Source organism: Methanosarcina sp. WWM596, assembly GCF_000969965.1.
GTDB lineage: Archaea > Halobacteriota > Methanosarcinia > Methanosarcinales > Methanosarcinaceae > Methanosarcina.
On the sequence record NZ_CP009503.1, the window covers coordinates 2,659,244 to 2,684,446 of the forward strand.

Here is a 25,203-nt window from a genome sequence, read left to right on the forward strand (position 1 = left end):
AGTAGACAAGGATCATTAGGCCCACATTTTTTTAGACCAGGCCATTTCAATTTTTAGCCATATAGAAACTATAACCTATTATTAGAAAGGAGAAAAACATGAAAGTCCTGTTGATAGCCGATATCCACGCAAACCTTGAAGCCTTCCAGACAGTCCTTGATGTTCCGCATGACAGGGCAATCTGCCTTGGAGATATAGTGGACTACGGGCCTGACCCGGACAAATGCATAGACCTCCTGAAAAAAAAAGGAATTCCCACTATCCGGGGCAACCACGACAACGCTGTTGCCTTTAAGATGGACTGCCAGTGCGGATATAAGTACAAGCACCTCTCAATCGCAACCCGGGAATATACGTGGGAAGTTCTCGATAAGTCATATATGGAATATCTGCAGAATCTTCCTCTCGTCCTCAAGGAAGAGATCGATGGAAAGAAGCTTTTTTTAACCCATGCAAGCCCAAGGTCTATGTTTGAATACATAAAGCCTGAGACTTCGGATGAAGATATCATGGCAATGCTTGCAGACCCGATGGAACCTGTTAATGCCGAATTCCTCGTAGTCGGGCACTCACATATTCCCATGAACAGGAAATTGGGAAACCTGACAATCATAAATCCGGGTTCTGTGGGACAGCCAAGAGACAGGGACACAAGGGCAAGTTGTGCAGTCTTTAACACAGAAACCGGAGAAACTGAAATCTTCCGACTTGAGTATGATATCGATGCAGTCTGCACGAAAATAGAAGAACGAATGCCGCATGCAGAGGAACTGACAGACATTCTCAGAAGGGGATACTAAAAGTAAAGGGACCCGGTTAAAAAATAAAGATTAAGATAAAATCACAAATTCATATAATTGATTTAATTCTTTTATAGCCCGGATAATTTTTTTCTATATACTCTGGGTTTACATCCGAAGGTCTGGTTTTTTCAATCCCGAGCTCCGTGACCATAAGGGAAACATCAGCCTGTATTCCGGCTTCGTCGAGCTTTTTTGTATCACACCTGTCAGTGCAACCATCAAGAGCCATAATTCTGAAGCTTTCGGAGGCTGCATTTTCTGTTGCTTCAACTCCTTTGTGCGCAGCAGCAGCTCGATAAATATCCGGTCTCCTGAAGGTGAGAGTTGAAGCTGCCTGCATGGTAAGTTTTCCGGTGTTCGAGAGACCTGAACAGGCAAAAATGAGGGTATTTCTTCTTTTTATGTAATAATTATATATAAGTGAGGGACGATCAGTCAATCTTGAGTTCTGTAATCTCAACGTTCAGGTTTGCAATCTCAAGGATTGCAACAGTGGCTTTTCCTGAAAGCACCCCTGAACATTCCCCTGGATTTATCACAGGGGTCCCATCGATCATTTTAACGCCCGGATCGTGGGTATGGCCCCGAATCACTACGTCAAAATCCCCGGACTTGGCAAGGGCTTTGACCAGCGCCTCGTTTGTTCCGTGCAGGAGGGCAATATGCATCCCTTCAATCGTCAGGTCCCCAAAATTCCCGCAAGAGACGGCTCCTATTTCCTCGAACCATCTTGTAAGGGTTACTCTGTCTCCGTCGTTGTTTCCGAAGACAAAATAGAGTTTTGGACTTAGTTCTTTAAAGGCCCTTATCGTGAAAGGAGAAATAATATCCCCTGCGTGCAGCACAGCTTTTACCTGTTTTTTGTTGAAGAAATCCACAGCTTTCTGGATAGCTGTCAGGTTATCGTGCGAATCCGAAATAATTCCTATCAAGTAATCCCACCTCCTTTAATATTAGACGTTCTGAATATTTAATACATGCCCCGGGTTTCTCAGAAAGGGAGATGCTCCTACCAGAAAGGCAGTTATTTTTAAATATAAGTTAGAGGTATTACCGAAATAATATCTGAAGAATACCTCTCCCATCCTGGACGAGCATCCAATATCGGGAAATTTCCCATAAAATTATAGTAAGTGAGTTAAAAATGAAAGCTATAACCCTTCTGAGCAGTGGGCTTGATTCGGTTGCAGCTCTTGCGATTGCAACTGAGAGTCTGAAAATTGAGATGGCACTTACCTTCGATTACGGGCAGCGGGCATGTGGGCGGGAGATCGAGAACTCCCGAAAGGTCTGTGAACATTTCGGAATAGAACATAGGGTCATCAAGCTAGACTGGCTTGCAGAAATAACCCATACATCCCTCGTAAACAGGAAAGAGGACGTTCCTGCTCTGTCCTTTAAAGATATTGATGAAGCAGCTCCTGCCGCAATTACCGAAGCAACTGCAAAAGCTGTCTGGGTTCCGAACAGGAATGGGGTCATGTTGAATATTGCAGGAAGCTTTGCCGAAAGCAGAGACTGTGATTACCTGGTGGTGGGTTTCAATGGAGAAGAAGCCGGGACCTTCCCTGACAACTCCCTGGACTATGTACAGGCAATGGACCACGCCTTTTCTTATTCAACTCATAACGGAGTACGGGTACTGGCTCCCCTTATCAAACTCGGAAAAACAGAGATCGTAAAAAAGGCTCTTGAAGTAAAGGCACCATTGGAATACAGCTGGAGCTGCTACCACGGGGGAGAATCTCCCTGTGGGGAATGTGAAAGCTGTGTGCGAAGAGCCAGAGCATTTAAAAACGCAGGTGCAAAAGACCCGCTTCTGGAAAGGTCTGGAATCTAAATCTGAAAAATCATCCAGAAAGAGTGCTACAGAGTATGACACTGAATAGAATACAATAGAATGCGTTACAAAAAGAGTTACAGGGAGATCTCTATGAAGTGCATTATCCTACCCGAAAAATTTGACTACGACGGGAGCCAGATTTATTCCCTCTGGGCATACAACAGCTTCGGAGTGCAGGAAGACTCGATTATTGTTTTCAGAGGTACATGTGATGTAAAAATCGAGCACATGATTGACCTTGAAGACCGGAGGGCAAACGAGTCTATCTGGTCCGAAGACATGGTGAGTTTCATTATAGAACATTTTGATTCTACTGACCTTAAACTGGTCTATGCACGTCAGCGCTTTTTTACCGCCCTTGTAAGGGAACACCTTGTTGGATTGGGAATCCACACCACAAGAGGAGGAGATGATCTTTTCCTAAAAGGGAAAAAATTGACTGTATCAATTGCCAGCACCTCTGCCGTTTCCCAGAAGATCCACTTCGGGATCAACGTTTCCCATGATGTATATGGAAACCTGAAAGAAGCCGGAATAGGGGACGATGAAAGCATTGTGCGGTTCATGCAGGAAATAGGGGAAGCTTACGTAAGGGAATTTGAGGACATCGAAAAGGATCTCCGAAAATCTCGCCCGCTGGGGGTGGTATAAATGTCCTTTTCAAGCTATGAAGCCACCCCCATAAGAGAGGTCTTCTGCTCAGTACAGGGAGAAGGTCCTCACGTTGGTACAAGGCAGGCTTTTGTCCGGTTTTCAGGCTGTAACCTTAATTGCAATTATTGTGATACGAACTTTGGAAATCCAGGGACCTGCGATTATGAAATCGTCGAGGGAAGTGGTATTTTCGAAAAGGTCCCAAACCCCCTAAGTGTAGAAAAACTGGAATCCATGCTGCAGCCTTTCAAAAAACTTCATTCTGTATCCCTTACAGGAGGAGAGCCTCTCTTGCATGCAGATTTCATAGAAAGACTGAACCTCTCCGTACCTCTATACCTTGAATCCAATATGACTTTGCCGGAGCAGGCAAGGAAGTTACGTGAAAATATCGCATATGTTGCAGGGGACTTTAAACTTCCGGAAGCTCTCAGGGAAATTCTCCCCGAGGCCCGGGAGGTGCATGTGGAAAATACGATTGAGTGCTTCAGGCTCTTGAGAAAAAACAGTTCAAGAGACTGCTTTTGCAAGATTGTTGTAGGCAGGGAAACAAAACCTGAAACTGTGGTTCTGGCTGCAGAAGCAATAGCTTCCTATGTATCCTGTATAATCCTCCAGCCAGAAACGCCAGTTGGTAGTGCGGTAAGGACCTCACGGTTTACACAGGCCTCTGTGCAGGCCATTATAAAACTGCAGAAAACCCTGCTTGAACTAATCGACACGCGAATCATTCCTCAGACTCACAGGATGTGGGGGTGCTTATAACCATAACAGAAGATCAGATTAAATTTAGAACAACATTCAAAAAGAAAAACTAGAATCAATAGACAGCAAACGGTTTAATGGCAGAAGTAGTTAGATCAAAAAGGGGTTAATAAAATGACAAATATGAAATTGGGAATTATTGATTATATCGACAGCGCCCATTACCTTCCAGGACACGGGAAATGCGGAAGAGTACATGGTCATACATACAAAATAGAGGTAGTGGTAGAAGGAGAAGTCCGGGAAAACGGGATGGTAATTGATTTTTATGACCTGAAAAAAGGCATAAAGGAAACTCTCCAGGGATATGACCATACCCTGTTAAACGACATCATAGAGTTCCCCAGTGCTGAACATCTCTGCCAGCATATCCATTCCAAACTTCTGGAAAGGTTCGGCTTTCCTCTTCTTGTGAGAGTCTGGGAAGGAAAAGGTAAGTGGTGCGAACTGGATAATTTTTCGGATTGAATAGGTATATTCGAATAGATCAGGCATTATTACTCGTATCGGATTCCGCAATAGTTAAGAAATAGTCTTAAAAATATTACAAAAAAGGTTTAAAGATACCTCTAAATGATTCCAAAATGTATATCAAGGGTCTGCATCATAAATGCTTAAAATATCCTAATATCCCCTTTTACTGAGATTTTACTTCACTTTTAAATTCTGAACGGAGGAGAATAATTTGCCAGAAAAAAACCAATCTATAGACAAGCCCAATAACGGCCCCATACTCGGGGAAGAGCTCCGGAGAAAGATTTCAGAGCACCCCTGTTACGACAAGAACGCCCAGCATAAATACGGGAGAATTCACCTGGCTGTGGCCCCAAAATGTAATATTCAATGCAACTTTTGCGTCCGGGAATTCGATTGCGTAAACGAGAGCCGGCCAGGGGTTACAAGTCAAGTCTTGACTCCGGAGGAAGCTCTTGAAAAGACAAAACAGATCCTGGCAGAATATCCGTTCATCAAGGTCGTTGCAATTGCAGGTCCAGGAGACCCTCTGGCTAATGATGAAACCTTTGAGACCTTTGAACTTATAAGAAAAGAGTTCCCTGAAATAACACTCTGTATGAGTACAAATGGACTCATGCTTCCCGAAAAACTGCAGGACATGCTGCGCGTGGGAGTTTCCACACTAACGGTTACGGTAAATGCAATTGATCCAGAAATCCAGGCAAAGATCGTAAACCATATAGTCTACCATGGTAAGGTCTACAGGGGAGTTGAAGCTGCAGAGATCCTGATTAAAAACCAGCTGCAGGGAATAAAAGCCGCTGTTGATGCAGGAATTGTTGTCAAAGTCAACACCGTGCTCACCCCGACCATCAATGACAAACATGTAGTCGAGATCGCAAAAAAACTCAATGAACTCGGGGTTTATATTATGAATGTCATGCCCCTGATTAACCAGGGTGCCTTTGCAGACCTTGAACCCCCCACAGCCGAAGAGCGGAAAGACGTTCAGGCAGCCTGCGAGCCTTACGTTATGCAGATGCGCCATTGCAGACAGTGCAGGGCCGATGCTTACGGACTCCTTGCCCAGGACATGTCGCAGATGAGCGAAGAGCGCAGGAATATTATAAAAATCCAGACAAAAGAAGAGATGGAAAAAGCAAAAGAGATCCTTACCGAAAACGACAAGGAAGAAAAAGACTGAGAAAATCAGATTGAAGATTTTAGACTGAAATCTGAAGTCTAATATCTTCTATCTGAAGGTTTAAACAGGAATATCTTCTATCTTTAAACAGGAATTATTCAGATTAAAGAATCCCAATTTTTATAAAGTGCATATTTTTTTCGGTACATTTAATTCTTCGGCTCATCTTTATACAGTATTGAGCCGGATAAATTCAACTTTTCTATAGAAGAGCTGCATAAGTAAACATTCTAAATATCCGGCACCTGGAAAAAGCTTTGAAGCCACAAAAAAGGATGCTTTATATATTATGCATAATAATGCATAATTGGAAAGAAAGCACATTTTCTTTACTCTTCCCGGGCGCATCCGAACCCTTGCGCCAGGACCTTTAACTGCCGGAGGAAAATATTTGTCCGAAGAAGAAAACATAACTTTTGAAAGAGAACGTTATAGAATCATAGCTGAGCACCCCTGCTACAGCGAAAAGGCCAGGCACAGATTTGGGAGAATGCACATTGCTGTGGCCCCAAAGTGCAATATCCAGTGCAACTTCTGTGTCCGAGACTTTGCCTGCATAAATGAAAACAGACCGGGGGTGACTATGGAGGTTTTAACACCATCCGTAGCCCTTGAAAAAGTAAAGCAAGCCCTTTCCGATTACCCCTTTATCAAAGTGATTGGCGTTGCAGGGCCCGGTGACCCACTGGCAAACGAAGAGACTTTCGAAGCCCTCCGGCTTATAAGGAAGGAGTTTCCGGACATTACTTTTTGCATGAGTACAAACGGACTTATGCTTTCAGAAAAACTCCCGGAGCTCGTAAAGCTTGGAGTCGCGACCCTGACAGTGACCATCAATGCTGTTGACCCCGAAATTCAGGGGCAGATCTGTGATCACATAAATTACCACGGCAAGACCTACAAAGGAGTCGAAGGGGCAAAAATCCAGATAAAAAACCAGCTTGAAGGTATCGAGGCTGCTGCAAAAGCAGGGCTCATTGTCAAGGTCAACACCGTATTTGTACCGGGGATCAATGACCGGCACATGATGGAAATTGCAAAAAAGATCCGGGAAAGAGACGTATATATAATGAATATCATGCCCCTGATCCCCCAGGGGGCTTTCGCTCACATAAGAGCCCCGACCCCGGAAGAAAGGCAGGCGGCACAGGACGCCTGTGAACCCTATGTAAGGCAGATGCGCCACTGCAGGCAGTGTAGGGCTGATGCCTATGGCTATATTGATCAGGACATGACCCAGATGAGCGAGGAGCGCAGAAAGCTCATCAAAATCCAGACCGAGGTAGAGATGAAAAAAACTGCGAAGGGAATGGAAGAATAAAGGAAGAATAAAGGAAAAAATACAGGAAAAATATGTATAAAAGAGCGGAGTCAGAAAAACTCCGCCAAAGGGTTTTTTAAAACAGCTTATAAATCTGCTTAAAAGGTTTTAGTTTACTGAACAGATTTATTCGATTGTGATTGCCCCATTCGGGCAGGTATCTTCACATGCACCGCAGTCAAGGCATTCATCTTCGTCTACAACTGCAATATCATCATCACTGAGGGAGATTGCAGCTGCAGGACATTCATCTATACAGCTTCCACAGCCTGTGCAGGCGTCTGCATCGATTTTAGCTACCATGTTTTTCACTCCTGATTTCATCAAATTGAGATTTTTATATACTTCAAATTATATTAGGTTGACATACTAGGATATAATTATTTAATAAAAAGCTGTCGCTTTCGTCTCCTGAAACAAAGAAAAAACAGATAAAGGATAACCCGAATTACGTACTGATTATAATCCTCGCATTGACCTGAAATAAGTTTATCATTAAATACTAGGACTTTACCATTAGTTTCTGTAACTTATAGCGACCTTGACATTAGATATTATCAGTTTATTCTGGCCTTATTGCTAATTTGCTTATTGTGGTCATACCGTTAATTTATTGTTTAACCAGCAGTGATACAATTAAAAACAAACAGGAAGCCTTTGATTGAACCTTGAAGAACTAGCAGAAAGGATAAAGAATTTCGAAGGGGTTACCCGAAAAAAACAGATCGAGGATATAGTTTCCATCTTCGAAGCCGTCCGCCCGGAATATGGGGATGCTATCGTTGATTTTGGGGACGATGCTGCAGTGATCGATATTGGAGGAGATGACGTTATCCTCTTTGCAGCAGACGGCATATGGGGGAGGCTGCTGGATGCAAGCCCCTGGTGGGCAGGGTACGGGGCGGTTGTCGTTAATATAAATGACATTGCAGCTATGGGCGGAAAGCCTCTTGCCATGGTGGACATTGCCTCTGCGAATTCTCCTAAGGCCTGCAGGGAACTGATGGAAGGGCTGGCCGCGGGGGTCAGGAAATTCGGAGTTCCTGTAGTAGGGGGGCATGTTCATCCCGATACACAGTACAATTCTCTTTCCGTTGCTATCATAGGGATTGTCAAAAGAGACTGCGTAATCAGGAGTGATACTGCCTGCCCCGGAGATCTGGTAATTGCAGCCTATGACATGGATGGAAAAATCGGTCCAAATTCCCCCTACAGCTGGGACACGACTTCTTTCAAAGAGCCTTCAGTGGTAAAGGAAAGCTACCTTGTAACCCAGGAAATAGCAAAGAGAAAGCTTGCAACCGCTGGTAAGGATATCAGTAATCCAGGGCTAATAGGGACTCTCGGGATGCTTTGCGAGACGAGCAAGGTGGGAGCTTCAGTGGATCTGGAAAAAGTTCCCCGACCCGTGGATGTGGACTTTGAACAGTGGCTGAAAGTGCACCCTGGAACAGGCTACTTATTTACTGCAGACCCGGTAAAAGCAGAAGAGTGTGTAGATGTGTTTGAAAAGGCAGGGCTCACAACTGCAGTTATAGGAAAAATCGAAGAGGGCTCAAAACTCGATATGTACGATAAAACAGGCAGAGTAACTGTTTTTGACTTCTCTAAAGACAGTATTACAGGCATCGGTTCCGAATAATCGGAACCCCTCTGTATTTGTGGTACTTCTTTCAAATAAAAAATGTTTATTTGCTGAAAAGTTGTTATTTTACCTATCCAGCACCTGCGTCTACGGTTTTTATTCTCTTCTGACTGGGCCTGTGCAGGTTTACTTGTCTTCGATCCAGGCCTCCATTTCCTTATAGAGAAATTCTTCTGCAGCCTGAACCTTTTCAAGTGGGCCACGAAGGACAAGAATTTCCCTTTCTTCACTGTTTGCAATATTGATAGGCATCTTCCGTGTTACGGGTTCGAGACCATATTCTTCCACGATATCGTAGATGATGGACACAACCGTTCCAGGGGGGATAATCAGGTCGTAGCGTTCTTCATACTCCAGATCGGCATCTGTCTCAATATTCTCTCTCTTCTTTTTGTCGATTAAATCTTCAAGGTTGAGTGTTTTGTGCACCAGGGGTCACCTTCTTTTACTGATTGCAATTATTGGATCTTATTTTCCAGATAGTAAGCTAATTCAAATCGGGTTAAATCGAATTAAATTTTGTCTACATATATTAAAGTAATTGATAAGGTATATCAGAATGATTTCAAAGTAATGTTATAATCTCTTTTTTATGATCTGGAGAAGGGCTTGCCAGTCATATCTCTTTTTTGCATGAACTATGATAAGTATAATCATATTTATGGTTGCTTCTTACGAGTTGTATCTACAGTTATAAGGATCAGGTACAAAAGTAAGATTCTTATATATAAATAAATTATAAAGTTTTTTTCTGAACCAAAAAGCTTTCTTTCAGGAAAAATGAAAAATAAAGATGAAAAACGTTTGAGATGCCTGCTTGAAAAACTCTTATGAGATCCTTTCTCCTGCACTCGGGCCGGGAGAAACACTGTATATCTCCTCTACATGGAGAAGGGCTGCACCTTTTGGTTTGAGGTTTGCCATCTTGGAAGCTACCCATTCTTTAACCTCATCCAGAAGGGGGCCATTGTCGATCATCTCTACACTGCCTTTTATCTGGTAGGCTTTCATGGGTGGCATGTAAGCGCTGAGGGCAGCTTTCGGGTTTTCTTTCAGGTTTGCTTCGGTCTTTTTCCAGAAAACGTTTGCCATGATAAGAGTCTCGTCGTCCCTTACTTTTACAAAACCCATTAGGCATACGTTTGGAACGCCTTTTTTGTCTGCGGTTACCAGGGAGGCAACCTGTTGATTTGCAAGTGCTTCTTTTACATCTGCAGGAAGTTTTACCATGTCCAGTTTCCCCTGTGATTTTTTTAAGTTTAATGTACTTTAAAATTGATCGGATTTCGGGCCATTACCTGCCCCGCGGATACTTTTAAGCTGGAGATCCCTGTTTTTAATGGGACCTTCCTATTTTTTATTGAATATCCTTCTTTTTAAGCTGGGGATCTTTTTATAGGTTACATCTAGGCTAAGGAAATTTAAATAGTAGAAGCCGGACAATTACTTATTTATAATAACTTTAGCAATGGTTTTCAAACTAATATTAAAATTAATAATCAGTGGAACTATAAGCAGGGCAGAATTGCGGGAATTTATAGCCTCAAACAGGCACCTATTCTGTGGTTTTCAGTCCTACTGTTTCGGAATCAGGGGAGACGCCTCAGGCAAACTGATTCTAAGCAAACTTTATCTGAGATGAAAATATCTTATAAGAGGATAAGCAATGCAGCGGTATAAATTAAAGCGCGGTTTTAAACCTGAAATTGATAGAATCTACTCGGTAATGCAGGAATGCTTCCCTACTGAAATCTCCCGTAATGGGGACCATATTGAAACTTCCTATGGGGCAATGTCAAAGATAACGGTCTGGATAGAAAATAAAATGCTTTTTGTGGACACGGTTTCCGATGTCACTGTCAAAGATGATGGGACGATCCTGCAGACTAATAAGGTCTTCCGGGATTTTCTCTTAAAGGCCACCGGCTACACGGCAAAAGAGCGGTTGAAGCAGGCTAAAAAAGAAGTTGGAGAGGGATAAACTCCTGACCTCTCATTTTTATTTCACATTATCAAAACATTCAATGGTCCTTACCTGGAGGTATCGCTCTGGAAGTAGATTTCCTTGAAAAACTGAAATGCCTCGAAATTCCCACCTGCCTCCGGGTCTGCTGTGGGACCGATGGGTCCGTAACCTTTCTCCTCGAGATCATGACCCGAAAACCGGTAAATGTAAAAACTGAGTCTCAGTACATAATCAAAGCCGATAAGGAAATGGCTGATCTTCTTGGTGTGGAAGAAGGCAGCGAGGTTAATAACAGGACAGTCCTGCTCTATGCAGGGGATTCCGTATTTGTCCGGGCAAGGTCACTCTCTCCTCTGGAGCGCATGCCCGCAACCATGAAGGAACAGTTAATGCGAGCAGACATCCCAATAGGCAGGATCCTGCGCAACCACAATCTCGAAACCAGGCGCGACATGGGAGAACTCAAAGTCCTGAAAGGAGAAACCACCTTCGATGGCATTCCGGTCCTTTCCCGCTCCTATAAAATTGTGCACGACAACAACGTCCTGATGTGGATCAATGAACGCTTCCCCATCGATGAGCGCTGGAATCTCTAATAGACCTTAACTCCCAGCCTGAAATCTCAAAAAATAAATCTTAAAGAAACCGGCAACTTCCTCTGCCAGTTCTCCACATTTTTAATGACAAATCTCTATGTTTTTAGTATGTATCAGGATTTTACCCGGTCTGCAGCCGGTTCAGTCGAAACCTTTATATCTCTGGTGTGATATTTTGGAGATGCTCTTACAGCAACAATGCCTTGGTGGCTTAGGGGTATAGCGCGTCCTTGGTAAGGACGAGGTCGCGGGTTCAAATCCCGCCCGAGGCTTAAGTCTATCAGTACAATGCCTTACAATCAAGTAAGGCATTAATTGATAAAAACATACTCTTTTTTCCAAAAAAATTTATTATTTCTTTTACAATTCTCTTTTCAAAAAAGTAAAAATGCTTTTTTAAAAAAAGCTCTCTTTTTCCCCAGGTTCTTCAGGGTCCACAAAGTAAAGTCTCTTCCTATCCGGACAATACATATCAAGTTCAAGCTGAATCCTCTCAATAAGTTCCCTACAGCAGATCCCTGTAATCCCATAATTTTCCTTCAGGATTCCGGCAAGAACTTTCACCTCAATCCCGTCATGAATGATTCTCGCGAGCCCCTGCAAAACATTGCGGACAAGCTCTTCTTCTGTAAGAGTATCAGCTACTTCAATACTTTCAACTGCATACCTGCAGGCCTGTCCTTCCCCTTCAAAATTCAAATGTTCCAGAGCATGCAACCTTATATTATGGTAAACATCAGTACCACAAACTGAACAATGTGCTTTTATAAACATTTTTTAACCCCATATAAGTGAAAAAGTAAAACATCCTCAATTATATAAAAAATAGTTAAGCAGGGTGAAAGTAATAAATGTAAATTTAAGATGAGCCCAGATATAAAATATAAAAAGAAGACGAAAGGTATTAAGTTTTGGAACTGGTCATGTTATTGTCTTTCTTCTGTCATTCCAGTAGTTCTGGCAGCAGCACATACTTCTCCCCAACTAGCAAAGTATTCGTCATAATATTCTATTGGATAGTTTCCCCACTTGACTAATTCATTTCTATCTGGAATGTGACCTATTTTCTCTTTTACCCTTTTTACTTCTAGTTGCAATTCTTTTTTAGGGACTTTATATTTGATTCCACCCATCCTAGGAACAGGGCTATTCTTTGAAGTTAAACTTCTTTTTTCTTTTCTGAAAGGATCAATACCTTTTGATATTTCTTCATGTCTCTTCAAGATTAGATTATAATATTCTTTAGAGTTCTCAATACCTATGTATCTTCTTCCTAATTGGTGAGCCGCTAAAGTTGTTGTTCCTGCTCCATCAAAACAATCTAATACAATTTCATTTGGCTTAGTAAAAATCGAAATTAATCGATGCATTAACCTTGGTGGCAATTGGCATGGATGATCAACTCTATAACTATTATGTTTTAGTCGATAAATATCACACCAGAGGTCTGTTAAAGGAGCCCTATCGTCTATTTTAAGTTTTTTTCTTTTTTTAATGCAAGAGGTGCGTATACAAAAACCATCAGCTAATGGCTTCAGAGGATTGTAATAATCATTAATAAAAAGTTTATATTCGTCTCCAGTTTCCCCAATTAAACCTGGCAATCCTTGAGATTCTTTTTTAGTGAAACATAGAATTGCATAATGTGCAGGCATAATTAGTCTAACTGGAAATGATAAAGCATCCCATACAATCCAGTTCTGAAATAATAATTTTGATTCCAGAAATAGAAAATGTCGAATTGATGATAAAGGAATATTTAGTAATGCTAAAGTCTTTCCAGGTTTTAGTACTCTAGCAAGCTCAGATAACCATTCGTCACACCATTGAAAATATGTCTCAATATCTTTATCATCGTCGTAATTGAGATAATTTTTGTTAAGATTATATGGAGGATCAACGAATACGAAGTCAATTGAGTTTTCAGGAATTTCTCTTAATTTTTCAAGAACATCTCCATGAATTATCCTATTGACTAAAAAATCATCTAATTTACTTTCAACAAGCTTAGAATCAAAATCACATTTACTTTCAAAAATGGAATTTCGATTAAAATTTATACTTCTGCAATCTAAACACAACATTTCGTTATGTGTGCTTGTTCCCAATAGATCACTAAAACGAGATACTACTGGCTCGATGTCACTTTCCAAATCACAGCTTATATCCCGCCAAATATCTGAAATTAAAGTGCCTACCTCGTGATATGTATGTTTTTTACCACCATAATCTTTAGTAGTTTTATCGCACACAGGACAATAACTATAGGCAATTCTGGTCTTGTTATGTTTCAAAGGAGATTTATATTTTGTATGAATTAAAGCTCCAAAATGCTCGTGAGGTAATAGTTCTCTATTCTCATCGAATAAAATTTCACTTCTTTTTATACTAATCCAATGTTGATACCTTAAGTTGCTAGATACCGCATCATGAACATGAACTAAGTCAATAATTTCCCCAACAGTTACCAGTACGGAGTTAGGCCCTAAAGATTCCGCTATATCAATAAATAAATCTCTAATATTGGCTATTGGTTTATGTCTTTCTTCAAGTTTTACTGGCGGTAGTATAATGATACAAACTTCATTATAATTCGCGGTTTTATTTACGAGATCATTTGGATCAGTGACTTTATAGTATTGAGTTTTGAGGGGCTTTGAATCTTCAGAAACATGCATATACATACACCGTGGTAGAAAGTATCACGTATTTATTTTTTAATTTAATAGGACTTACGCGGTTGAACTAAAAAATCAGTATGCTTTGAACTTTCAACTCTCTAAAACACACATTTGATAACAATGTCTGTTGTACTTGATTTTGTACTTCAAGTGCGTAAGTCCTATTTAAAATTATTTTTTTAGCTATTTGATATGTTCAATTTATTTTAATTTTTGAAAACACCAATGAGAAATTTGCATAAAACATGAAGTTCTTCTCTAGAGAAAGCTACTGTGCAGTGACTGTATTCACAAATAGTGCTCAAAGCACTATTTCTTTGGAAATTACCTGCACCATCAATGACATATGCTATTTTATGCCCTTTAGATTCTGCTTGATCATAACGTGTACGTGCTTGACCTGATTTTCTTTCGATAGTACTATTTGTCGTAACTTGAAAACTTACTTCAATCCCGACATATTTTACACCATTTGAAACAACTACATCAAAACTAGAGTCTCTGTCATCAGATGTTTGAGTAACTCCGGGTAGAGAACCGTTTTTTACAACAATTTTATTTTCAATAAGTAAGTTTTCTTTGATATACGTTTTAACAAAATCCTGTGCTATCTGTCCCAAGTCATTTGCTTTTGCGCCATTTGTGATACGACTAACAATTATATATCTTTGTTTGACAAATTTTTCTAGTTCGTCTGGTCTTCCCAGATAGTTCCCAATTTCACATGTTGAACATAAATTCGAAACTTCTGGATTTTCACATTCGCTGCCAAAAATTAGTATCATAGATACATCTTTTAAAAGATTATCAAATTCGAAGTTATCGAAAATTTTACTTTTTGAGATTCCAAGCTTATCATTGTTTAAATTACTCTTTATGGGAAGTTCACTGAAAGTGTATTCATGTAAATTCCCATTGACAAAATATCTTAATTTGTTTTCAGGAAATAAAGATTTAAACTCTCTATTTAACCGCATCAGTTTTTCCCCACCAAAATCTGCAAGTACTGAAAGATGTTTGAGAAATAAGTTAGGACGGAGAGTTGATAAGTTTATGATTTTATATATGTTCTCAATATCAGGAACACTTATGTTTAGAATAGATAAAAATTGATCTTGTGTTTCTAATAAAAGAGGAACTACACTTACTTCTGCCGCTAATTCTGTTAATTCAGGAGGCCAGAATTTAGAAGCTAGAGCATTTAGTTCAGCAGCAGTTCTTCGGAAATTTGTTTCATTAGTCGCATTTGTTTCTGTATCATCTAGCATTTAAGTCAACCCCATAATAAATATAACTCAATAACCTTTCTTACAATGTAAAAGATAACCGAAAAGTTTGAACTCTAAAATTAAACAAATTACATCACTAATACTATAGAATTTGCAACAAGACGTTGATATTTTTTAAAATTAGTCTAAAATTACCTTCCGTGACTTATCCTCTTTATTCTCTGGTTTTTTTTCAGTCTTAAAAATGCATTTAAGCCATTCCTGACCTTCTTTAGTTTTCATGAGAGCATCAAGCAAATCAGGAATTCTATCCTCTCTTTCCTTTGATTCTTTGGCTTTTATGTAATCGTATTTCCCGAAAAACTCGGATAATGCTTGGGAAACTACATCAGAAACACTGGAAAACTCAGGAGTTTCAGCTAATTCTAAACATCGTTTTTTGATCCAAGGAGATACAGTTGCATTAATTTGCTCCTTTTTCTTTACGACTTCAGCCATTACAATCTCCGGTCGTTAAACTTTATTCTTAAGTTTCCTCAGAAATGTATAAATAGTATAGTATAGATCCTACTATACAATATAGTAATTACTACATTAGATAAGAGGAACGATGTTAATGGAACCGACTAAATCAAAAGTATGGAGAAACTGGCAGATTCTATTGCCTCCAGAATTGTGCGAGAGGTTAGCGTTGAGACCTGGTGACTACATCAAGTTTGCTGACCAGGAAGATAAAGTTGTAGTCGAGAGAAGCTGCGCTTGAGGTGCTCGCATGACCGAAGAGAAAGCGATAGAATCAACGCCTGAACCTGCCTCAAATGGCCTGCCTTTGTGGCAAAAAAAAGAGGTTATCAGGAGTGAGAAAACCGAGCACCAGCCGCCAAGCAAAGAGCCGATGATTCACTCCCTGCAAGACTACGTTTTTTCTGCATATGTATTTTTTGCGGGAATATTCGCTGGAATGGCCTCTCTCGTTATTACAGAACACTTCACCCTATCATATGGCATCGGTGGTTTTAGCCTTCCCTGGGCTGGATTGTTCTGTATAATTGCCCTGTTTTTTACATGGAAGCTAGAGCAGTGGGAGGTAAAGGCATGAGCGCAGAACTTGCCACACATTCCTTTTCTTATCCAGGATTTACTCCTGAAAACCTCAGTCTTGAAGACCTCAGAAAAAATCCTCTTGTCCAGCAGTTTGCCGGGATAAGTGAAGAGGTCACAAAGCACCATGCAACCCTCGGGCTGTTCTCCAACCTCTGTAAGATGATCTGCGGAGGCGGCCCGGAATAAATCACCGTGCAGTTGAAAGCTGGTCACGACTGCGGAAAAAATATCCCAGCAGATGGCCTGTGGCAGCCGTCTCAACCACCATGCCACAAAGGAACTCAGAGATAAAAAATGAAAATTGGTGATACAAGAATGAAACAGAAAGAAACGAGACCTGTAAACGTATATGTCCGCATCGACTTAAACAAACTGCCTTCAGACATTGGTTATCATGCCCCTAACGGCAGGATAGAAGTAAGCTCTCAGGACTATCCTGCTATTGTCGAATGGGTAAAAGAAAAAGTCGAAGAAGTAAAGTGCCCGGGAACTGCCCGCAAAGTTGTAGATATTGTTTCCTGGTGTCCTAATGTCCTCAGCATGATCCTCGGAGCAGTCCTAACCAGCATGTACTTAGAAGGAGAAATTGACGGCCTCCGGAACTTCCACCCAAACGGCGTTCAGCACGATATTCTCGGAAAAGACGGTTTTGTCTACCTCGCAGATAACCTCGAACTCGAGACCAAAATCAAACCCATGGAGGCCTGTTAGGTGAAACCCGAAAAGAATGAAAAATTTGCCTCGAGTCCGGAGGTGAGCAGAGATGAGGAGTGAGAAGATCGAGCACCAGCCGCCAAGCAAAGAGCCGATGATTCACCCCTCAGAGAACTATATGTTCTCAATCTATTTACTTTTTGAGGAGGTGCAGATATGAGAGAGGTCATAGGCTGCACAGCAGAAGGACGTTTTGTATATTGCATAGATTGCAAGTACCAAGAATCAGAACAAGGGTGTAGAGAATTCATAGCTCTCCATAATGCAGAACTAAAACTATCCCTTACAAAACCCAAGAAACAAAAGACTCTGAAGGCTCAGGTTCCGGAGGTGAGGATATGAGCCTTCTAGATATGGTTATTTTTCCTGTGTACATTTGCTGTCTGGCTGGAGCCATTATAGTGTGCGGGATAATAAGCCTGTTTTCGGGGGTGGAGCAGTGAGCCGGAAAAAGGCAATTTTCCTGAATCTGGGTCCAAACACCTTTTATCCGGCAGATATGGAAATTGTCCATACTGAGGCCAGCATAAAAAATGATGAGAATGGAAAATATCTTCCAGCTGTTGTCCTGGTCCCGGTAACATGCTACCCAGAAGAACTTCTATCCAGAGCTCGCCCTGCATCCATAGCTCTTGATTGGAGATGTGACCCACTGGAACCTATCTATTATGATAGGGTAGTCGAAGACGGTTCAAAACTCCATGTCCTTGATGAAGCCGGAAATATCATACAGACATATAATACGAATTCTTCCGCTTTTGTGGCTGTATGGTGGGAAACTAAGAAACAAGAATCTTATGAAAAAATCGCGGCTAAATATTTCTCTGATTCCTTGGACGAGGGGGCGGTCTAAGTGGCTTACGAATCAAACGCTCTTGCCTCTCGTAATGGTTGCCAGATAGAGGAAATTATCAGAACCCTTTATCCTGGTGCTCAATATGACTACAGGGGAATAATTGACCTCCATATAAACGGGCAGCCCGTAGAAATCAAGTCCTGCCAAGCTCATGTGACAGACCAAAGTCATGGGACCGGGACCAGATCCGGACGTTTCGTTTTTTCAGCCGAACAGCACCAGACCCTCATAGAAAATCAAGGTGAATACATCCTAGTGGTCCATAAAGACGGAACTCCTTTCTTATACTTCAGGGTCCCTGCTTCGGCTCTTGACCTTCCAGATTTTACCGGAATAAAAAGCGTCTGCTGGAAATCGGCAATTCAGGCGGCGATAGCATGAAGTCACGAGCTAGAAAAGGTAAAAGATCTGGCCTTCTCCCTCACAGCTATCAGGCTCTTTCTGAAGATGAAAAAACCCAGGTAAAAGCCGCATTTAGAGTTTATAACAAGAATCATCCTCATAATCTATACTTCGAGATAGAGGTTTTTTATCACCGAGTTTATAGAAAAGGGGGCTGGTTCGCATGAACAGGCCTTTCAGGTACATCTGGCGCAATCATCGCCATGAAAAACAGTATGCAAAAAGTGAAAGATCTGGACGTTTATTTTTTTCCAGAGATGTATATTCCACAGGTACAGGAACTCTCCGGACTGGTCCGCGTCACCATTTCCATAATCTCGCAGGGAGGCGGGTATAATGTTGCCTTGTCTCATTATCTGGCCTGAATATGCTGACGCAATCAGGAAAAAATACAAGTGCTTCGAGGTCCGCAATTATCCAGCCCCTGAAAAGTACATAGGTCAAAAAATCGGGATCTATGCAGGCAAGCGTAAGCCTGACCAAAAAAACAATGATCGTATAAACTCAATTCTGGATACATTACGGGCTGGTCCAGACTCTTCTTTCTATCAGGGTCCTTATGTATCCGGAGATGTTCGGGGGGCTCTGGTAGCTACTGCAACCCTCGTAAATTGTACCAAGATCAAAACATACGAGGTATTTGCTTATTGTGAAAAGTACCATTTTGCTCCAGCCTCGTTCTTTGAATCTGGACCTTGTTTCTTTTGGCAGCTGGAAAACATCAGGCCCTTGAAAATTCCGATAAGATTCAGTCTGAAAGGGCCAGTTACCTGGTTTTCTATCCCTATGGAAACTCTCAGGGTTCAGGGGGTGGGCCTGTGAACCCTCCCCTTTATACTCGCTGCCTTCGATGCGGGCGTTCTCTCCGGGATCACAAGAGCAAAAGCCGGGGATATGGTCCGGAGTGCTGGCAAAAGGTAAAACATGCTCTTCCCTCCCGCCCTCCCACGATAAAAACCCGAAGCATTGAAAATATTTTTACTGTCAATGCTGTATACGAATCTATCGGGGTCCGCGTTTCTTCTCATTCTTGCCCTTCCTGCGGGGCTCTTCTGGGCTCTGCAGAGATCCACAGCTACGACCATGAAGACGGGCTGAATCTGCGGGGCTTCCTGCGTCCTCAGTGGGTCTATCTGTCCTGTCCTCGCTGCGGGATAGATATTGCCCTGCACAAACTCACGCGGAACGGCTGCGGAGATCTTTGTAAGCATTACCGTCAGATCTCGATAGCTGAGGCTCTGCGGGTATAACTCTCCTTATTTTTTTTCAATTTTTTTGGGACCGAACTATACCAGTATACTACGGGGGGAGATTATGCCAGGGCTCACTCAGAGGCAAATATCAGATTTTTATGGAATGACTAGCGAGCAACCCTATAGCGTTAGCCAATTAGCTAAATATCTTAAAGAGAAGTATAATCCTAAAGAATCTTTAAAAAGAATTTATAAAAGAATCTATGATTTCTTAACAACGCAAGCGGGTAAGCTCCATTTTTTGGTGGGTAGGGAAGATTCTATTCTTTGGGTTCGGGCTAATCCTCTAAACCCACTTACCTTGATCCAAGATAAGCAAGTTTCCGAGAAGACCGAACTCGACCGCGGGCGACACTGTAATAAATCCGAAAAAAATTATAAACACTCAGAAAATTTGAAAGACCTTAAAAATATTAACCCTGAACGCTGGAAAGCCCTTCATAAACTCAGCCGATGTAACGGTTTCGGTTACATGGACCGTGAAACAAAAGAATTCATCTATACCAATAATATTTATTTTGAAGTTATACAGGGCTTCAGTGAATACATTTCAAGGATCAATACTGAAAATATTGAAATGGTTCATAGCATGGACGGTAACCCTATTTTTTCAAGTAAAGTCCATTTACCCTATAAAACCCGATTCACAAGTGTGGAACGCCAGGCAGCAAACAAAAAAGCCTATTGGGATACCTGGGATTTTGTAAACCATAGACATCTAAAAGGTGTTTTTCTTACCCTTACTGCTCCTTCTCGCGCTGGCGACCTCGTAACAGTTAACAATCAAATGCGTGAAGCTTGGGGTAAATTACGTGATCTTCTTAACTCTAAACTTGCCAGGGGCCTAACCTACATCAAAGTAAACGAATTCCAGAAAAACGGAAGGCTGCACTTCCATCTTGTAATTTTTGGTATTAACTGGATAATGCCTATAAAGCTTCTTAAAAAGATATGGGTAAGCTACGGGGGTGGCCCGGTGATGAACATTTGCGCCATTACCCAGACAAAAGAGGGCTGGACCTGGGCGCGTAAACCTCCAAAAGAAGCGGGTGGCCAAGCTCCAGCCGGCTTTCTCTCTGATTATCTTGAAAAATCCATGTCTCCCCGTTCTGGGGCTCTATATTGGGCCTTCAATATTCAGTTCTGGTCTGCAAGTAGGGATATAAAACAGAGTCCAGAAAAGCATGAAACAAAAGGATTCTGGGCTCGGGTGAGTGTAGTAGGAAAAGAAGGTAAAAGGCTTTTCCAGAAAAACAATGATAAAGCTAAAGCCTTTTTTGCGGGGACTTTCTTGCGAACTTGCAAGGGATCAGACTCTGAGCTGAAAGATAAGCCGAAAGAAAAAGAAAAGCCTTTGACGGGCTTTAGAAGAGCTACAGATTTAAGTTATCAATGTTAATATTATCTAGGTGTAACCATGGAAGAAACAGTTAATCTAAAAATAGAATATGGGGATATCTGGAAAATTTCATACGGTAAACATAATCATAAAATCCCTTCAGGCATAATTGCAGAAATAGCTAAATGCTTCCTTTACGAAGGAATCAAAGAATTTCCTTTCGGTTGTGAATTTGATATCGTCCCACCAAAAAGTGAAACTCCGTTTAAAAAATATACTGTCATTTTAATCCCTTCTGATAAATCAGCAGAATTAGAATATCTGTATGATCCTGAAGAAGATTTTGAAGAAGAATCTAAAGAGTCTGATGAATCAGAATCCATGTAAAAACCTACACCTATTTTTTGTTTAGAGTCCTTTAAATATACGTATTCAATAAATCTAAGGTTTTTCAGGTGGGTAACAATAAAAGCAGCCAGAAAAAACGTTTTTTAGTGAGGAAAAAAGGTACAGAGTCAATCTAGAAAAGTAACATTGATATGAAATTTAGCTTAGAGAAGACGAATATCTGAACAGATTTTTTTATTTTTATAGAGGTAGCATGACATCAGAACAAAGAAAAACTTCCTTTGAGCAATATGTTTGTTTTTTTTTTAATGATTTAGAAATTTACGAAGATCTCAATAACAACAAAGAATACAAACAAGAAATTATTACAGCAGTGCGTGATTTTTTAAAATCAGCAGATGTAGATTCTGCTTATAAAGTATATGAAAGTTTTTTTAAGGCTTATTGGATAGGTACATCCGAAAAAGAAAATCCATTCTTAATACTTATAGAAAAAATGAAAAATTTCGAAAAACTAGCAGGAAGATTGACCTCTAAACAGAGGGATCATTATGTTCATAGTGCCTTTGTCTTTTTAATTGGTATAGCGATTTATCAGCAGAATTCAAAATATAAAAAAACATTTGAAGAATATGCTCTTTGTAAAAATAAGTATCTTAACCCTTATGATACAAATAATGAGGAATTTTTTTATCGATGGGGACTCGCATCTCTGTTTCACGATATCGCATACCCTTTAGAAATTACTTTAGAACAAATAAAAAATTATGCTAATTTTATATGCAGCTACCCTAAAGAAAAAACAGATAATCTAAAAGTAACTTTGGAATTATGTAATTTTGAAGAGTTTATAAAACTTCCAACAATAAATCCAGACCCTAAGTATGAAAAAGATTTCATGACAAAGTATCCTAATTATAAAGAGGAATTTCCTAGTGATGCAATTGGACTGCTCTCCAAATCAATAACTACCAGTTTCAGCCTCAATTTCAATGAAGTGAATAATAACATTAATTATTTTATGAAAGCTATGAAAGAGGACAATTTCATAGATCATGGACTGTACAGTTCTGTAATAATGCTACGTTGGTATCATTACTTAGTGAAAAGTACAAAATGGAATCCTGCATATTTTTATTACCCAATAGTTGATGCAGCAAGTGCGATTTTTTTACATAACTATTTTGGTCATTTGATAAAATCTTTTGACTTAGAGCCTCTTCACGCTAAAGATCATCCTGTTGCTTATTTGCTTATATTGTGCGACAATCTCCAAGAATGGAAACGGGAATTTTATGGACAAGATAGCAGCAAAAACAAATATCCTTCTACAGATTTTGATATTTCAATAACTGATTATAAACTGGAGATAATATATAAACTTCCTAACAGTTGTTCTGAATATAGTGACCCTTCTGAAATAAAAGAAAAAGTTAATAAGTTATTAACTATTGATGATGTTTTTGAAGAATATAACATTTCCATAAAAGAGGGTTAATAATGGCTAAGAAGAAAGTTTTTGTTAGTTTTGACTATGAAAATGACAAGCACTATAAGTTTTTACTAGAAGCTTGGGATGCAAACTCAAATTTTGAGTTTAATTTTTCCGATAAAACTGCTCATGAAATTAACAGTGATAACGTCAGCAGAATTAAAGCAGGACTTACAGCAAAAATAAACGAAGCCACATGCGTTCTTGTAATAATAGGCAGAGAAGCAAATAAACGCCATCAGGACTCAGTATTGATTGGTGATATAAATTGGATCAATTGGGAAATTAACAAAGCAAAAGAATTAGAAAAAGGTTTAGTTGCAGTGAAGATTGATAAAAGTTATGAGTCGCCACTTGCAATTTTGAATTCCAATGCAAGTTGGGCTATGAGCTTTACGCAGGATGCAGTTATAAAAGCCCTATTTAACTGCAAGGAGTGATCCATCATTTTTTCATGTACCACACTTAATTCAATTTTTGTAATTAAAATAATTTAAAAAATTGTTATGTACTAGGAAATTTATGGGGAAATACAAGTTAGATAAGTTCAAAATAAAGTTTATAATTTTAATTATCTTACTGACTTGTATCGTTTTTTTAGGCAATAAAAATGCGAATTGTGAGAATTCGGATCTACAGAATTACTTTTGGATTCCTTCAACAGTAATGCAATCTGTAGCCGCAATATATGCTGTGTTTGTTGCAATTTTTGCGTTAAGTCTACAGCATAACAAAAAGAATATTAGTTTAGCTGCAGATGTGTTAAAACCACCATTTAAAAATGTATCTTGTAATATTGTTGTCATTATGTATTTTAATGGATTAATACTTTTGATTTTAAGTTTTTATAACCCTCTAGAATTAAAAATTAAAATTTTATTATTTGGTTCTTTAGTTTCACTACTCATATCCTTAGTTGTAATTATGAACTCTTCTTTTCATATATTAACTAACGTGGCAGGCTTAATAACTAATGATGAAAAATTTACTATGATTGAAGATTGCATTCAAGATCCAAGAGCATTTGATCCACTAATTCAAATGTTAAATGATGATAATGAAAATGTTAGAGAGGCTGCAGTATCTGCTCTCGGTCAGAGAAAAGATCCAAGAGCATTTGATCCGCTTACTCAAATGCTATACGATTCTAGTTCAAATGTTAGAGAAACTGCAGTATCTGCTCTCGGTCAGAGTAAAGATCCAAGAGCAGTTGGGCTGCTTATTCAAATGTTAGATGATCCTGAGGTAAATGTCAAAGAGTCTGCAATATTTGCTCTCTGTCAGAGTGGAGACTCAAGAGTAGTTGATCCTCTTTTTCGAATATTTAATGATCCTGATACAAATACATATATAAGAAAGTATTCAGAAGAAGCTCTTGAGAGATTAGGGAGATTAAATAAAAATACAAAATAATGCACAGAAGTTTTAACAACTACTTATCTTTTCAAATCAGTAACCTTCGCTACCTAGTGCTTCAATTTCAAAATAAATTCCTTGTTTATTGAAAAATTCAGGGTCAAGAAACAGGTCAAAAGTCAGTTTTTGTGTACATACTTGGGAATCGCAATACTAGTATCGCGAAAAATTAAGTATGGTTTAAAAGCTTCTTAGGGCTTATCCTGTTTTGATATATTAAACTGCAAACCAAAACCTTTGTGAGCCCATAAACCCAAGGGATTATTCGATGTACTTACTAAATTATCTGATAACTCTGAAGGCTTTACCTTTACACATAAACCATATTCGTCTGACGCAGATTGCACCAAATTAACAAACCAATCAGATGCATTAGGATATACTAATATATCTTCAATCAGATTTTCAAGAGAAATACCTACATTAAATCCACTACTACTGATATTCGTACATTCTATAACTGCTCTAATTTCATACTCATAATTATAACCTTGTCGTTTGTAAAAATGCCTAACAAGAGCATTATTTGGACGAAGAATGTGATCAAAATGTCTAAAATCAACATATTTGACTTTTCCAATATGAACGTCATATTCAACATTCGAAAAGCATTCAGTTAACTTCTTAAAAGTGGATCGAATACATACTCCCCTTTCACCTTTCAAGTGCATATCCCAAATCGCAAATGTTTCAAATTCATTAGCATACCAACAATTTATAAAAAATTTTTCTTTATCCTTTTTAAAACTATCGAACATATTAAACATCGCTTTATCAGCTAAAGTCCCATTCCCAAGTTCATCAGCTATAACAAGAGAAGCTATACGTAATCTCTCAAGGCATCCATCCGGTAATAATCCCTCACAAGTATCAGTCATTTTATCAGATCGCGCAAAAAATAGAGCACGTTCCTTCAACATTGACATAAATTGAGCAAAATCCATAAATCGCCAAACTTTTATCGATTCATCATCAGGAGATTTAATATCAAAACACTTTTGATACATAAAAACACCAAATGTAAAACAATTCAATATTACAAAAATGTATCAAAAATACTATTTTTTTGTAATGAGGAAAAGGGATATAGTAATGCGAATTTATAATGCACAGGTT

33 protein-coding genes and 1 tRNA gene are annotated in these 25,203 nt (G+C 39.6%); 24 read left to right on the forward strand and 10 right to left on the reverse strand.

What is annotated here, in order from left to right; translation table 11 throughout:
• Window positions 1–98: 98 nt before the first annotated feature.
• Window positions 99–800: a metallophosphoesterase gene (locus tag MSWHS_RS11625; RefSeq protein ID WP_048129791.1), complete on the forward strand. Its 702-nt coding sequence runs from the start codon at window positions 99–101 to the stop codon at window positions 798–800.
• A 49-nt stretch (window positions 801–849) separates the two neighbouring features.
• Here MSWHS_RS11625 and MSWHS_RS11630 read toward each other — a convergent pair whose 3' ends face one another.
• Both MSWHS_RS11630 and MSWHS_RS11635 read right to left on the reverse strand, forming a co-directional pair.
• Window positions 850–1,242, reverse strand: coding sequence for a putative zinc-binding protein (locus tag MSWHS_RS11630; protein ID WP_052722707.1), 393 nt, complete (start codon window positions 1,240–1,242; stop codon window positions 850–852).
• On the reverse strand, window positions 1,235–1,735 hold the full coding sequence (locus MSWHS_RS11635; RefSeq protein ID WP_048129790.1) for a metallophosphoesterase: 501 nt from the start codon (window positions 1,733–1,735) through the stop codon (window positions 1,235–1,237). Before MSWHS_RS11635 ends, MSWHS_RS11630 begins: the two co-directional genes overlap by 8 nt.
• 212 nt (window positions 1,736–1,947) lie before the next feature.
• Here MSWHS_RS11635 and queC point away from each other — a divergent pair, with 212 nt between their 5' ends.
• The 6 genes from queC to MSWHS_RS11665 all read left to right on the forward strand — a co-directional run bounded on the left by queC (window position 1,948) and on the right by MSWHS_RS11665 (window position 7,046).
• On the forward strand, window positions 1,948–2,643 hold the full coding sequence (gene queC, locus MSWHS_RS11640) for a 7-cyano-7-deazaguanine synthase QueC (protein ID WP_048129789.1): 696 nt from the start codon (window positions 1,948–1,950) through the stop codon (window positions 2,641–2,643).
• 93 nt (window positions 2,644–2,736) lie between these two features.
• Window positions 2,737–3,297 (forward strand): DUF366 family protein, encoded by a 561-nt coding sequence (locus MSWHS_RS11645; protein WP_048129788.1) that lies wholly within the window; start codon window positions 2,737–2,739, stop codon window positions 3,295–3,297.
• A complete protein-coding gene (locus MSWHS_RS11650) occupies window positions 3,298–4,065 on the forward strand; it encodes a 7-carboxy-7-deazaguanine synthase QueE (protein ID WP_048159097.1) in 768 nt (255 codons plus the stop codon). It begins immediately after the preceding gene.
• A gap of 114 nt (window positions 4,066–4,179) precedes the next feature.
• Window positions 4,180–4,533, forward strand: a complete 354-nt coding sequence (gene queD / locus MSWHS_RS11655) for a 6-carboxytetrahydropterin synthase QueD (RefSeq protein ID WP_048129786.1) — start codon at window positions 4,180–4,182, stop codon at window positions 4,531–4,533.
• Between the two features lie 217 nt (window positions 4,534–4,750).
• Window positions 4,751–5,725 (forward strand): nitrogenase cofactor biosynthesis protein NifB, encoded by a 975-nt coding sequence (gene nifB / locus MSWHS_RS11660; RefSeq protein WP_048129785.1) that lies wholly within the window; start codon window positions 4,751–4,753, stop codon window positions 5,723–5,725.
• Between the two features lie 391 nt (window positions 5,726–6,116).
• Window positions 6,117–7,046: a radical SAM protein gene (locus tag MSWHS_RS11665; RefSeq protein WP_048130676.1), complete on the forward strand. Its 930-nt coding sequence runs from the start codon at window positions 6,117–6,119 to the stop codon at window positions 7,044–7,046.
• Window positions 7,047–7,172: 126 nt separating this feature from the next.
• Here the strand turns inward: MSWHS_RS11665 and MSWHS_RS11670 are convergent, their stop codons facing one another.
• Window positions 7,173–7,349, reverse strand: coding sequence for a 4Fe-4S binding protein (locus MSWHS_RS11670; protein WP_048129784.1), 177 nt, complete (start codon window positions 7,347–7,349; stop codon window positions 7,173–7,175).
• A gap of 358 nt (window positions 7,350–7,707) precedes the next feature.
• On the opposite strand from MSWHS_RS11670, the gene MSWHS_RS11675 reads away from it, so the two are divergent.
• Complete coding sequence (locus MSWHS_RS11675) at window positions 7,708–8,688, forward strand: methanogenesis marker 2 protein (RefSeq protein ID WP_048129783.1); 981 nt, start codon at window positions 7,708–7,710, stop codon at window positions 8,686–8,688.
• A gap of 129 nt (window positions 8,689–8,817) precedes the next feature.
• On the opposite strand, the gene MSWHS_RS11680 is transcribed toward MSWHS_RS11675, so the two are convergent.
• Together MSWHS_RS11680 and MSWHS_RS11685 are read right to left on the reverse strand one after the other, a co-directional pair.
• On the reverse strand, window positions 8,818–9,120 hold the full coding sequence (locus tag MSWHS_RS11680) for a hypothetical protein (protein ID WP_048129782.1): 303 nt from the start codon (window positions 9,118–9,120) through the stop codon (window positions 8,818–8,820).
• A gap of 399 nt (window positions 9,121–9,519) precedes the next feature.
• Window positions 9,520–9,921, reverse strand: a complete 402-nt coding sequence (locus MSWHS_RS11685) for a pyridoxamine 5'-phosphate oxidase family protein (RefSeq protein WP_048129781.1) — start codon at window positions 9,919–9,921, stop codon at window positions 9,520–9,522.
• Between the two features lie 436 nt (window positions 9,922–10,357).
• Here MSWHS_RS11685 and MSWHS_RS11690 point away from each other — a divergent pair, with 436 nt between their 5' ends.
• From MSWHS_RS11690 to MSWHS_RS11700, 3 genes are all read left to right on the forward strand, one after another.
• The gene (locus tag MSWHS_RS11690; protein ID WP_048129780.1) at window positions 10,358–10,672 is read left to right on the forward strand and encodes a DUF5611 family protein; all 315 of its coding nucleotides are present in this window, start codon (window positions 10,358–10,360) and stop codon (window positions 10,670–10,672) included.
• A 107-nt stretch (window positions 10,673–10,779) separates the two neighbouring features.
• Complete coding sequence (locus tag MSWHS_RS11695) at window positions 10,780–11,253, forward strand: chorismate pyruvate-lyase family protein (protein WP_369798987.1); 474 nt, start codon at window positions 10,780–10,782, stop codon at window positions 11,251–11,253.
• Between the two features lie 200 nt (window positions 11,254–11,453).
• Window positions 11,454–11,525 (forward strand) — tRNA-Thr (locus MSWHS_RS11700).
• A 124-nt stretch (window positions 11,526–11,649) separates the two neighbouring features.
• On the opposite strand, the gene MSWHS_RS11705 is transcribed toward MSWHS_RS11700, so the two are convergent.
• From MSWHS_RS11705 to MSWHS_RS11720, 4 genes are all read right to left on the reverse strand, one after another.
• Complete coding sequence (locus tag MSWHS_RS11705; protein ID WP_048159098.1) at window positions 11,650–12,027, reverse strand: hypothetical protein; 378 nt, start codon at window positions 12,025–12,027, stop codon at window positions 11,650–11,652.
• 152 nt (window positions 12,028–12,179) lie between these two features.
• On the reverse strand, window positions 12,180–13,931 hold the full coding sequence (locus MSWHS_RS11710; protein ID WP_052722708.1) for a site-specific DNA-methyltransferase: 1,752 nt from the start codon (window positions 13,929–13,931) through the stop codon (window positions 12,180–12,182).
• A 209-nt stretch (window positions 13,932–14,140) separates the two neighbouring features.
• On the reverse strand, window positions 14,141–15,202 hold the full coding sequence (locus MSWHS_RS11715) for a hypothetical protein (protein WP_048159099.1): 1,062 nt from the start codon (window positions 15,200–15,202) through the stop codon (window positions 14,141–14,143).
• Between the two features lie 141 nt (window positions 15,203–15,343).
• On the reverse strand, window positions 15,344–15,661 hold the full coding sequence (locus MSWHS_RS11720; protein WP_048159100.1) for a hypothetical protein: 318 nt from the start codon (window positions 15,659–15,661) through the stop codon (window positions 15,344–15,346).
• A gap of 274 nt (window positions 15,662–15,935) precedes the next feature.
• Here MSWHS_RS11720 and MSWHS_RS11725 point away from each other — a divergent pair, with 274 nt between their 5' ends.
• The 13 genes from MSWHS_RS11725 (at window position 15,936) to MSWHS_RS18560 (ending at window position 24,084) form a co-directional block, all read left to right on the forward strand.
• Window positions 15,936–16,262, forward strand: a complete 327-nt coding sequence (locus MSWHS_RS11725; protein ID WP_048159101.1) for a hypothetical protein — start codon at window positions 15,936–15,938, stop codon at window positions 16,260–16,262.
• Complete coding sequence (locus MSWHS_RS11730; RefSeq protein ID WP_048159102.1) at window positions 16,259–16,453, forward strand: hypothetical protein; 195 nt, start codon at window positions 16,259–16,261, stop codon at window positions 16,451–16,453. Before MSWHS_RS11725 ends, MSWHS_RS11730 begins: the two co-directional genes overlap by 4 nt.
• 129 nt (window positions 16,454–16,582) lie before the next feature.
• The gene (locus MSWHS_RS11735) at window positions 16,583–16,978 is read left to right on the forward strand and encodes a hypothetical protein (protein ID WP_156151226.1); all 396 of its coding nucleotides are present in this window, start codon (window positions 16,583–16,585) and stop codon (window positions 16,976–16,978) included.
• 159 nt (window positions 16,979–17,137) lie between these two features.
• Window positions 17,138–17,323 carry a hypothetical protein gene (locus tag MSWHS_RS11740; protein WP_048159104.1) on the forward strand — a complete coding sequence of 62 codons (186 nt, stop codon included), beginning with the start codon at window positions 17,138–17,140 and terminating at the stop codon, window positions 17,321–17,323.
• A gap of 97 nt (window positions 17,324–17,420) precedes the next feature.
• The gene (locus tag MSWHS_RS11745) at window positions 17,421–17,834 is read left to right on the forward strand and encodes a hypothetical protein (RefSeq protein ID WP_156151227.1); all 414 of its coding nucleotides are present in this window, start codon (window positions 17,421–17,423) and stop codon (window positions 17,832–17,834) included.
• Window positions 17,835–18,218 (forward strand): hypothetical protein, encoded by a 384-nt coding sequence (locus MSWHS_RS11750; protein WP_048159106.1) that lies wholly within the window; start codon window positions 17,835–17,837, stop codon window positions 18,216–18,218.
• A 357-nt stretch (window positions 18,219–18,575) separates the two neighbouring features.
• Window positions 18,576–19,061 (forward strand): hypothetical protein, encoded by a 486-nt coding sequence (locus tag MSWHS_RS11760; RefSeq protein ID WP_048159108.1) that lies wholly within the window; start codon window positions 18,576–18,578, stop codon window positions 19,059–19,061.
• Window positions 19,058–19,489 carry a DUF6011 domain-containing protein gene (locus MSWHS_RS11765; RefSeq protein ID WP_048159109.1) on the forward strand — a complete coding sequence of 144 codons (432 nt, stop codon included), beginning with the start codon at window positions 19,058–19,060 and terminating at the stop codon, window positions 19,487–19,489. The genes MSWHS_RS11760 and MSWHS_RS11765 overlap by 4 nt, the downstream gene beginning before the upstream one ends.
• Before the next feature lie 64 nt (window positions 19,490–19,553).
• Window positions 19,554–20,891, forward strand: coding sequence for a hypothetical protein (locus tag MSWHS_RS11770; protein ID WP_048159110.1), 1,338 nt, complete (start codon window positions 19,554–19,556; stop codon window positions 20,889–20,891).
• An 18-nt stretch (window positions 20,892–20,909) separates the two neighbouring features.
• Window positions 20,910–21,218, forward strand: coding sequence for a hypothetical protein (locus tag MSWHS_RS11775; protein WP_048159111.1), 309 nt, complete (start codon window positions 20,910–20,912; stop codon window positions 21,216–21,218).
• Between the two features lie 214 nt (window positions 21,219–21,432).
• A complete protein-coding gene (locus MSWHS_RS11780; RefSeq protein ID WP_048159112.1) occupies window positions 21,433–22,677 on the forward strand; it encodes a hypothetical protein in 1,245 nt (414 codons plus the stop codon).
• A gap of 2 nt (window positions 22,678–22,679) precedes the next feature.
• Complete coding sequence (locus MSWHS_RS11785) at window positions 22,680–23,111, forward strand: TIR domain-containing protein (protein ID WP_048159113.1); 432 nt, start codon at window positions 22,680–22,682, stop codon at window positions 23,109–23,111.
• Window positions 23,112–23,337: 226 nt separating this feature from the next.
• Window positions 23,338–24,084 carry a HEAT repeat domain-containing protein gene (locus MSWHS_RS18560; protein ID WP_231585410.1) on the forward strand — a complete coding sequence of 249 codons (747 nt, stop codon included), beginning with the start codon at window positions 23,338–23,340 and terminating at the stop codon, window positions 24,082–24,084.
• 194 nt (window positions 24,085–24,278) lie between these two features.
• Here MSWHS_RS18560 and MSWHS_RS11795 read toward each other — a convergent pair whose 3' ends face one another.
• On the reverse strand, window positions 24,279–25,094 hold the full coding sequence (locus MSWHS_RS11795) for a hypothetical protein (RefSeq protein ID WP_048159114.1): 816 nt from the start codon (window positions 25,092–25,094) through the stop codon (window positions 24,279–24,281).
• Window positions 25,095–25,203 lie beyond the last annotated feature (109 nt).

Bases quoted from the DNA above. Each gene is read 5' to 3' on its own strand.
- MSWHS_RS11625 (WP_048129791.1), top strand. From the start codon at position 99: ATGAAAGTCCTGTTGATAGCCGATATCCACGCAAACCTTGAAGCCTTC.
- MSWHS_RS11725 (WP_048159101.1), top strand. From the start codon at position 15,936: ATGACCGAAGAGAAAGCGATAGAATCAACGCCTGAACCTGCCTCAAAT.
- MSWHS_RS11780 (WP_048159112.1), top strand. From the start codon at position 21,433: ATGACATCAGAACAAAGAAAAACTTCCTTTGAGCAATATGTTTGTTTT.
- MSWHS_RS11740 (WP_048159104.1), top strand. From the start codon at position 17,138: ATGAGAGAGGTCATAGGCTGCACAGCAGAAGGACGTTTTGTATATTGC.
- MSWHS_RS11650 (WP_048159097.1), top strand. From the start codon at position 3,298: ATGTCCTTTTCAAGCTATGAAGCCACCCCCATAAGAGAGGTCTTCTGC.
- MSWHS_RS11735 (WP_156151226.1), top strand. From the start codon at position 16,583: ATGAAACAGAAAGAAACGAGACCTGTAAACGTATATGTCCGCATCGAC.
- MSWHS_RS11730 (WP_048159102.1), top strand. From the start codon at position 16,259: ATGAGCGCAGAACTTGCCACACATTCCTTTTCTTATCCAGGATTTACT.
- MSWHS_RS11670 (WP_048129784.1), bottom strand. From the start codon at position 7,349: ATGGTAGCTAAAATCGATGCAGACGCCTGCACAGGCTGTGGAAGCTGT.
- MSWHS_RS11775 (WP_048159111.1), top strand. From the start codon at position 20,910: ATGGAAGAAACAGTTAATCTAAAAATAGAATATGGGGATATCTGGAAA.
- MSWHS_RS11685 (WP_048129781.1), bottom strand. From the start codon at position 9,921: ATGGTAAAACTTCCTGCAGATGTAAAAGAAGCACTTGCAAATCAACAG.
- MSWHS_RS11690 (WP_048129780.1), top strand. From the start codon at position 10,358: ATGCAGCGGTATAAATTAAAGCGCGGTTTTAAACCTGAAATTGATAGA.
- MSWHS_RS11710 (WP_052722708.1), bottom strand. From the start codon at position 13,931: ATGCATGTTTCTGAAGATTCAAAGCCCCTCAAAACTCAATACTATAAA.
- MSWHS_RS11770 (WP_048159110.1), top strand. From the start codon at position 19,554: ATGCCAGGGCTCACTCAGAGGCAAATATCAGATTTTTATGGAATGACT.
- MSWHS_RS11795 (WP_048159114.1), bottom strand. From the start codon at position 25,094: ATGTATCAAAAGTGTTTTGATATTAAATCTCCTGATGATGAATCGATA.
- MSWHS_RS11715 (WP_048159099.1), bottom strand. From the start codon at position 15,202: ATGCTAGATGATACAGAAACAAATGCGACTAATGAAACAAATTTCCGA.
- MSWHS_RS11760 (WP_048159108.1), top strand. From the start codon at position 18,576: ATGTTGCCTTGTCTCATTATCTGGCCTGAATATGCTGACGCAATCAGG.
- queC (WP_048129789.1), top strand. From the start codon at position 1,948: ATGAAAGCTATAACCCTTCTGAGCAGTGGGCTTGATTCGGTTGCAGCT.
- MSWHS_RS18560 (WP_231585410.1), top strand. From the start codon at position 23,338: ATGCAATCTGTAGCCGCAATATATGCTGTGTTTGTTGCAATTTTTGCG.
- MSWHS_RS11705 (WP_048159098.1), bottom strand. From the start codon at position 12,027: ATGTTTATAAAAGCACATTGTTCAGTTTGTGGTACTGATGTTTACCAT.
- MSWHS_RS11785 (WP_048159113.1), top strand. From the start codon at position 22,680: ATGGCTAAGAAGAAAGTTTTTGTTAGTTTTGACTATGAAAATGACAAG.
- queD (WP_048129786.1), top strand. From the start codon at position 4,180: ATGACAAATATGAAATTGGGAATTATTGATTATATCGACAGCGCCCAT.
- MSWHS_RS11720 (WP_048159100.1), bottom strand. From the start codon at position 15,661: ATGGCTGAAGTCGTAAAGAAAAAGGAGCAAATTAATGCAACTGTATCT.
- MSWHS_RS11645 (WP_048129788.1), top strand. From the start codon at position 2,737: ATGAAGTGCATTATCCTACCCGAAAAATTTGACTACGACGGGAGCCAG.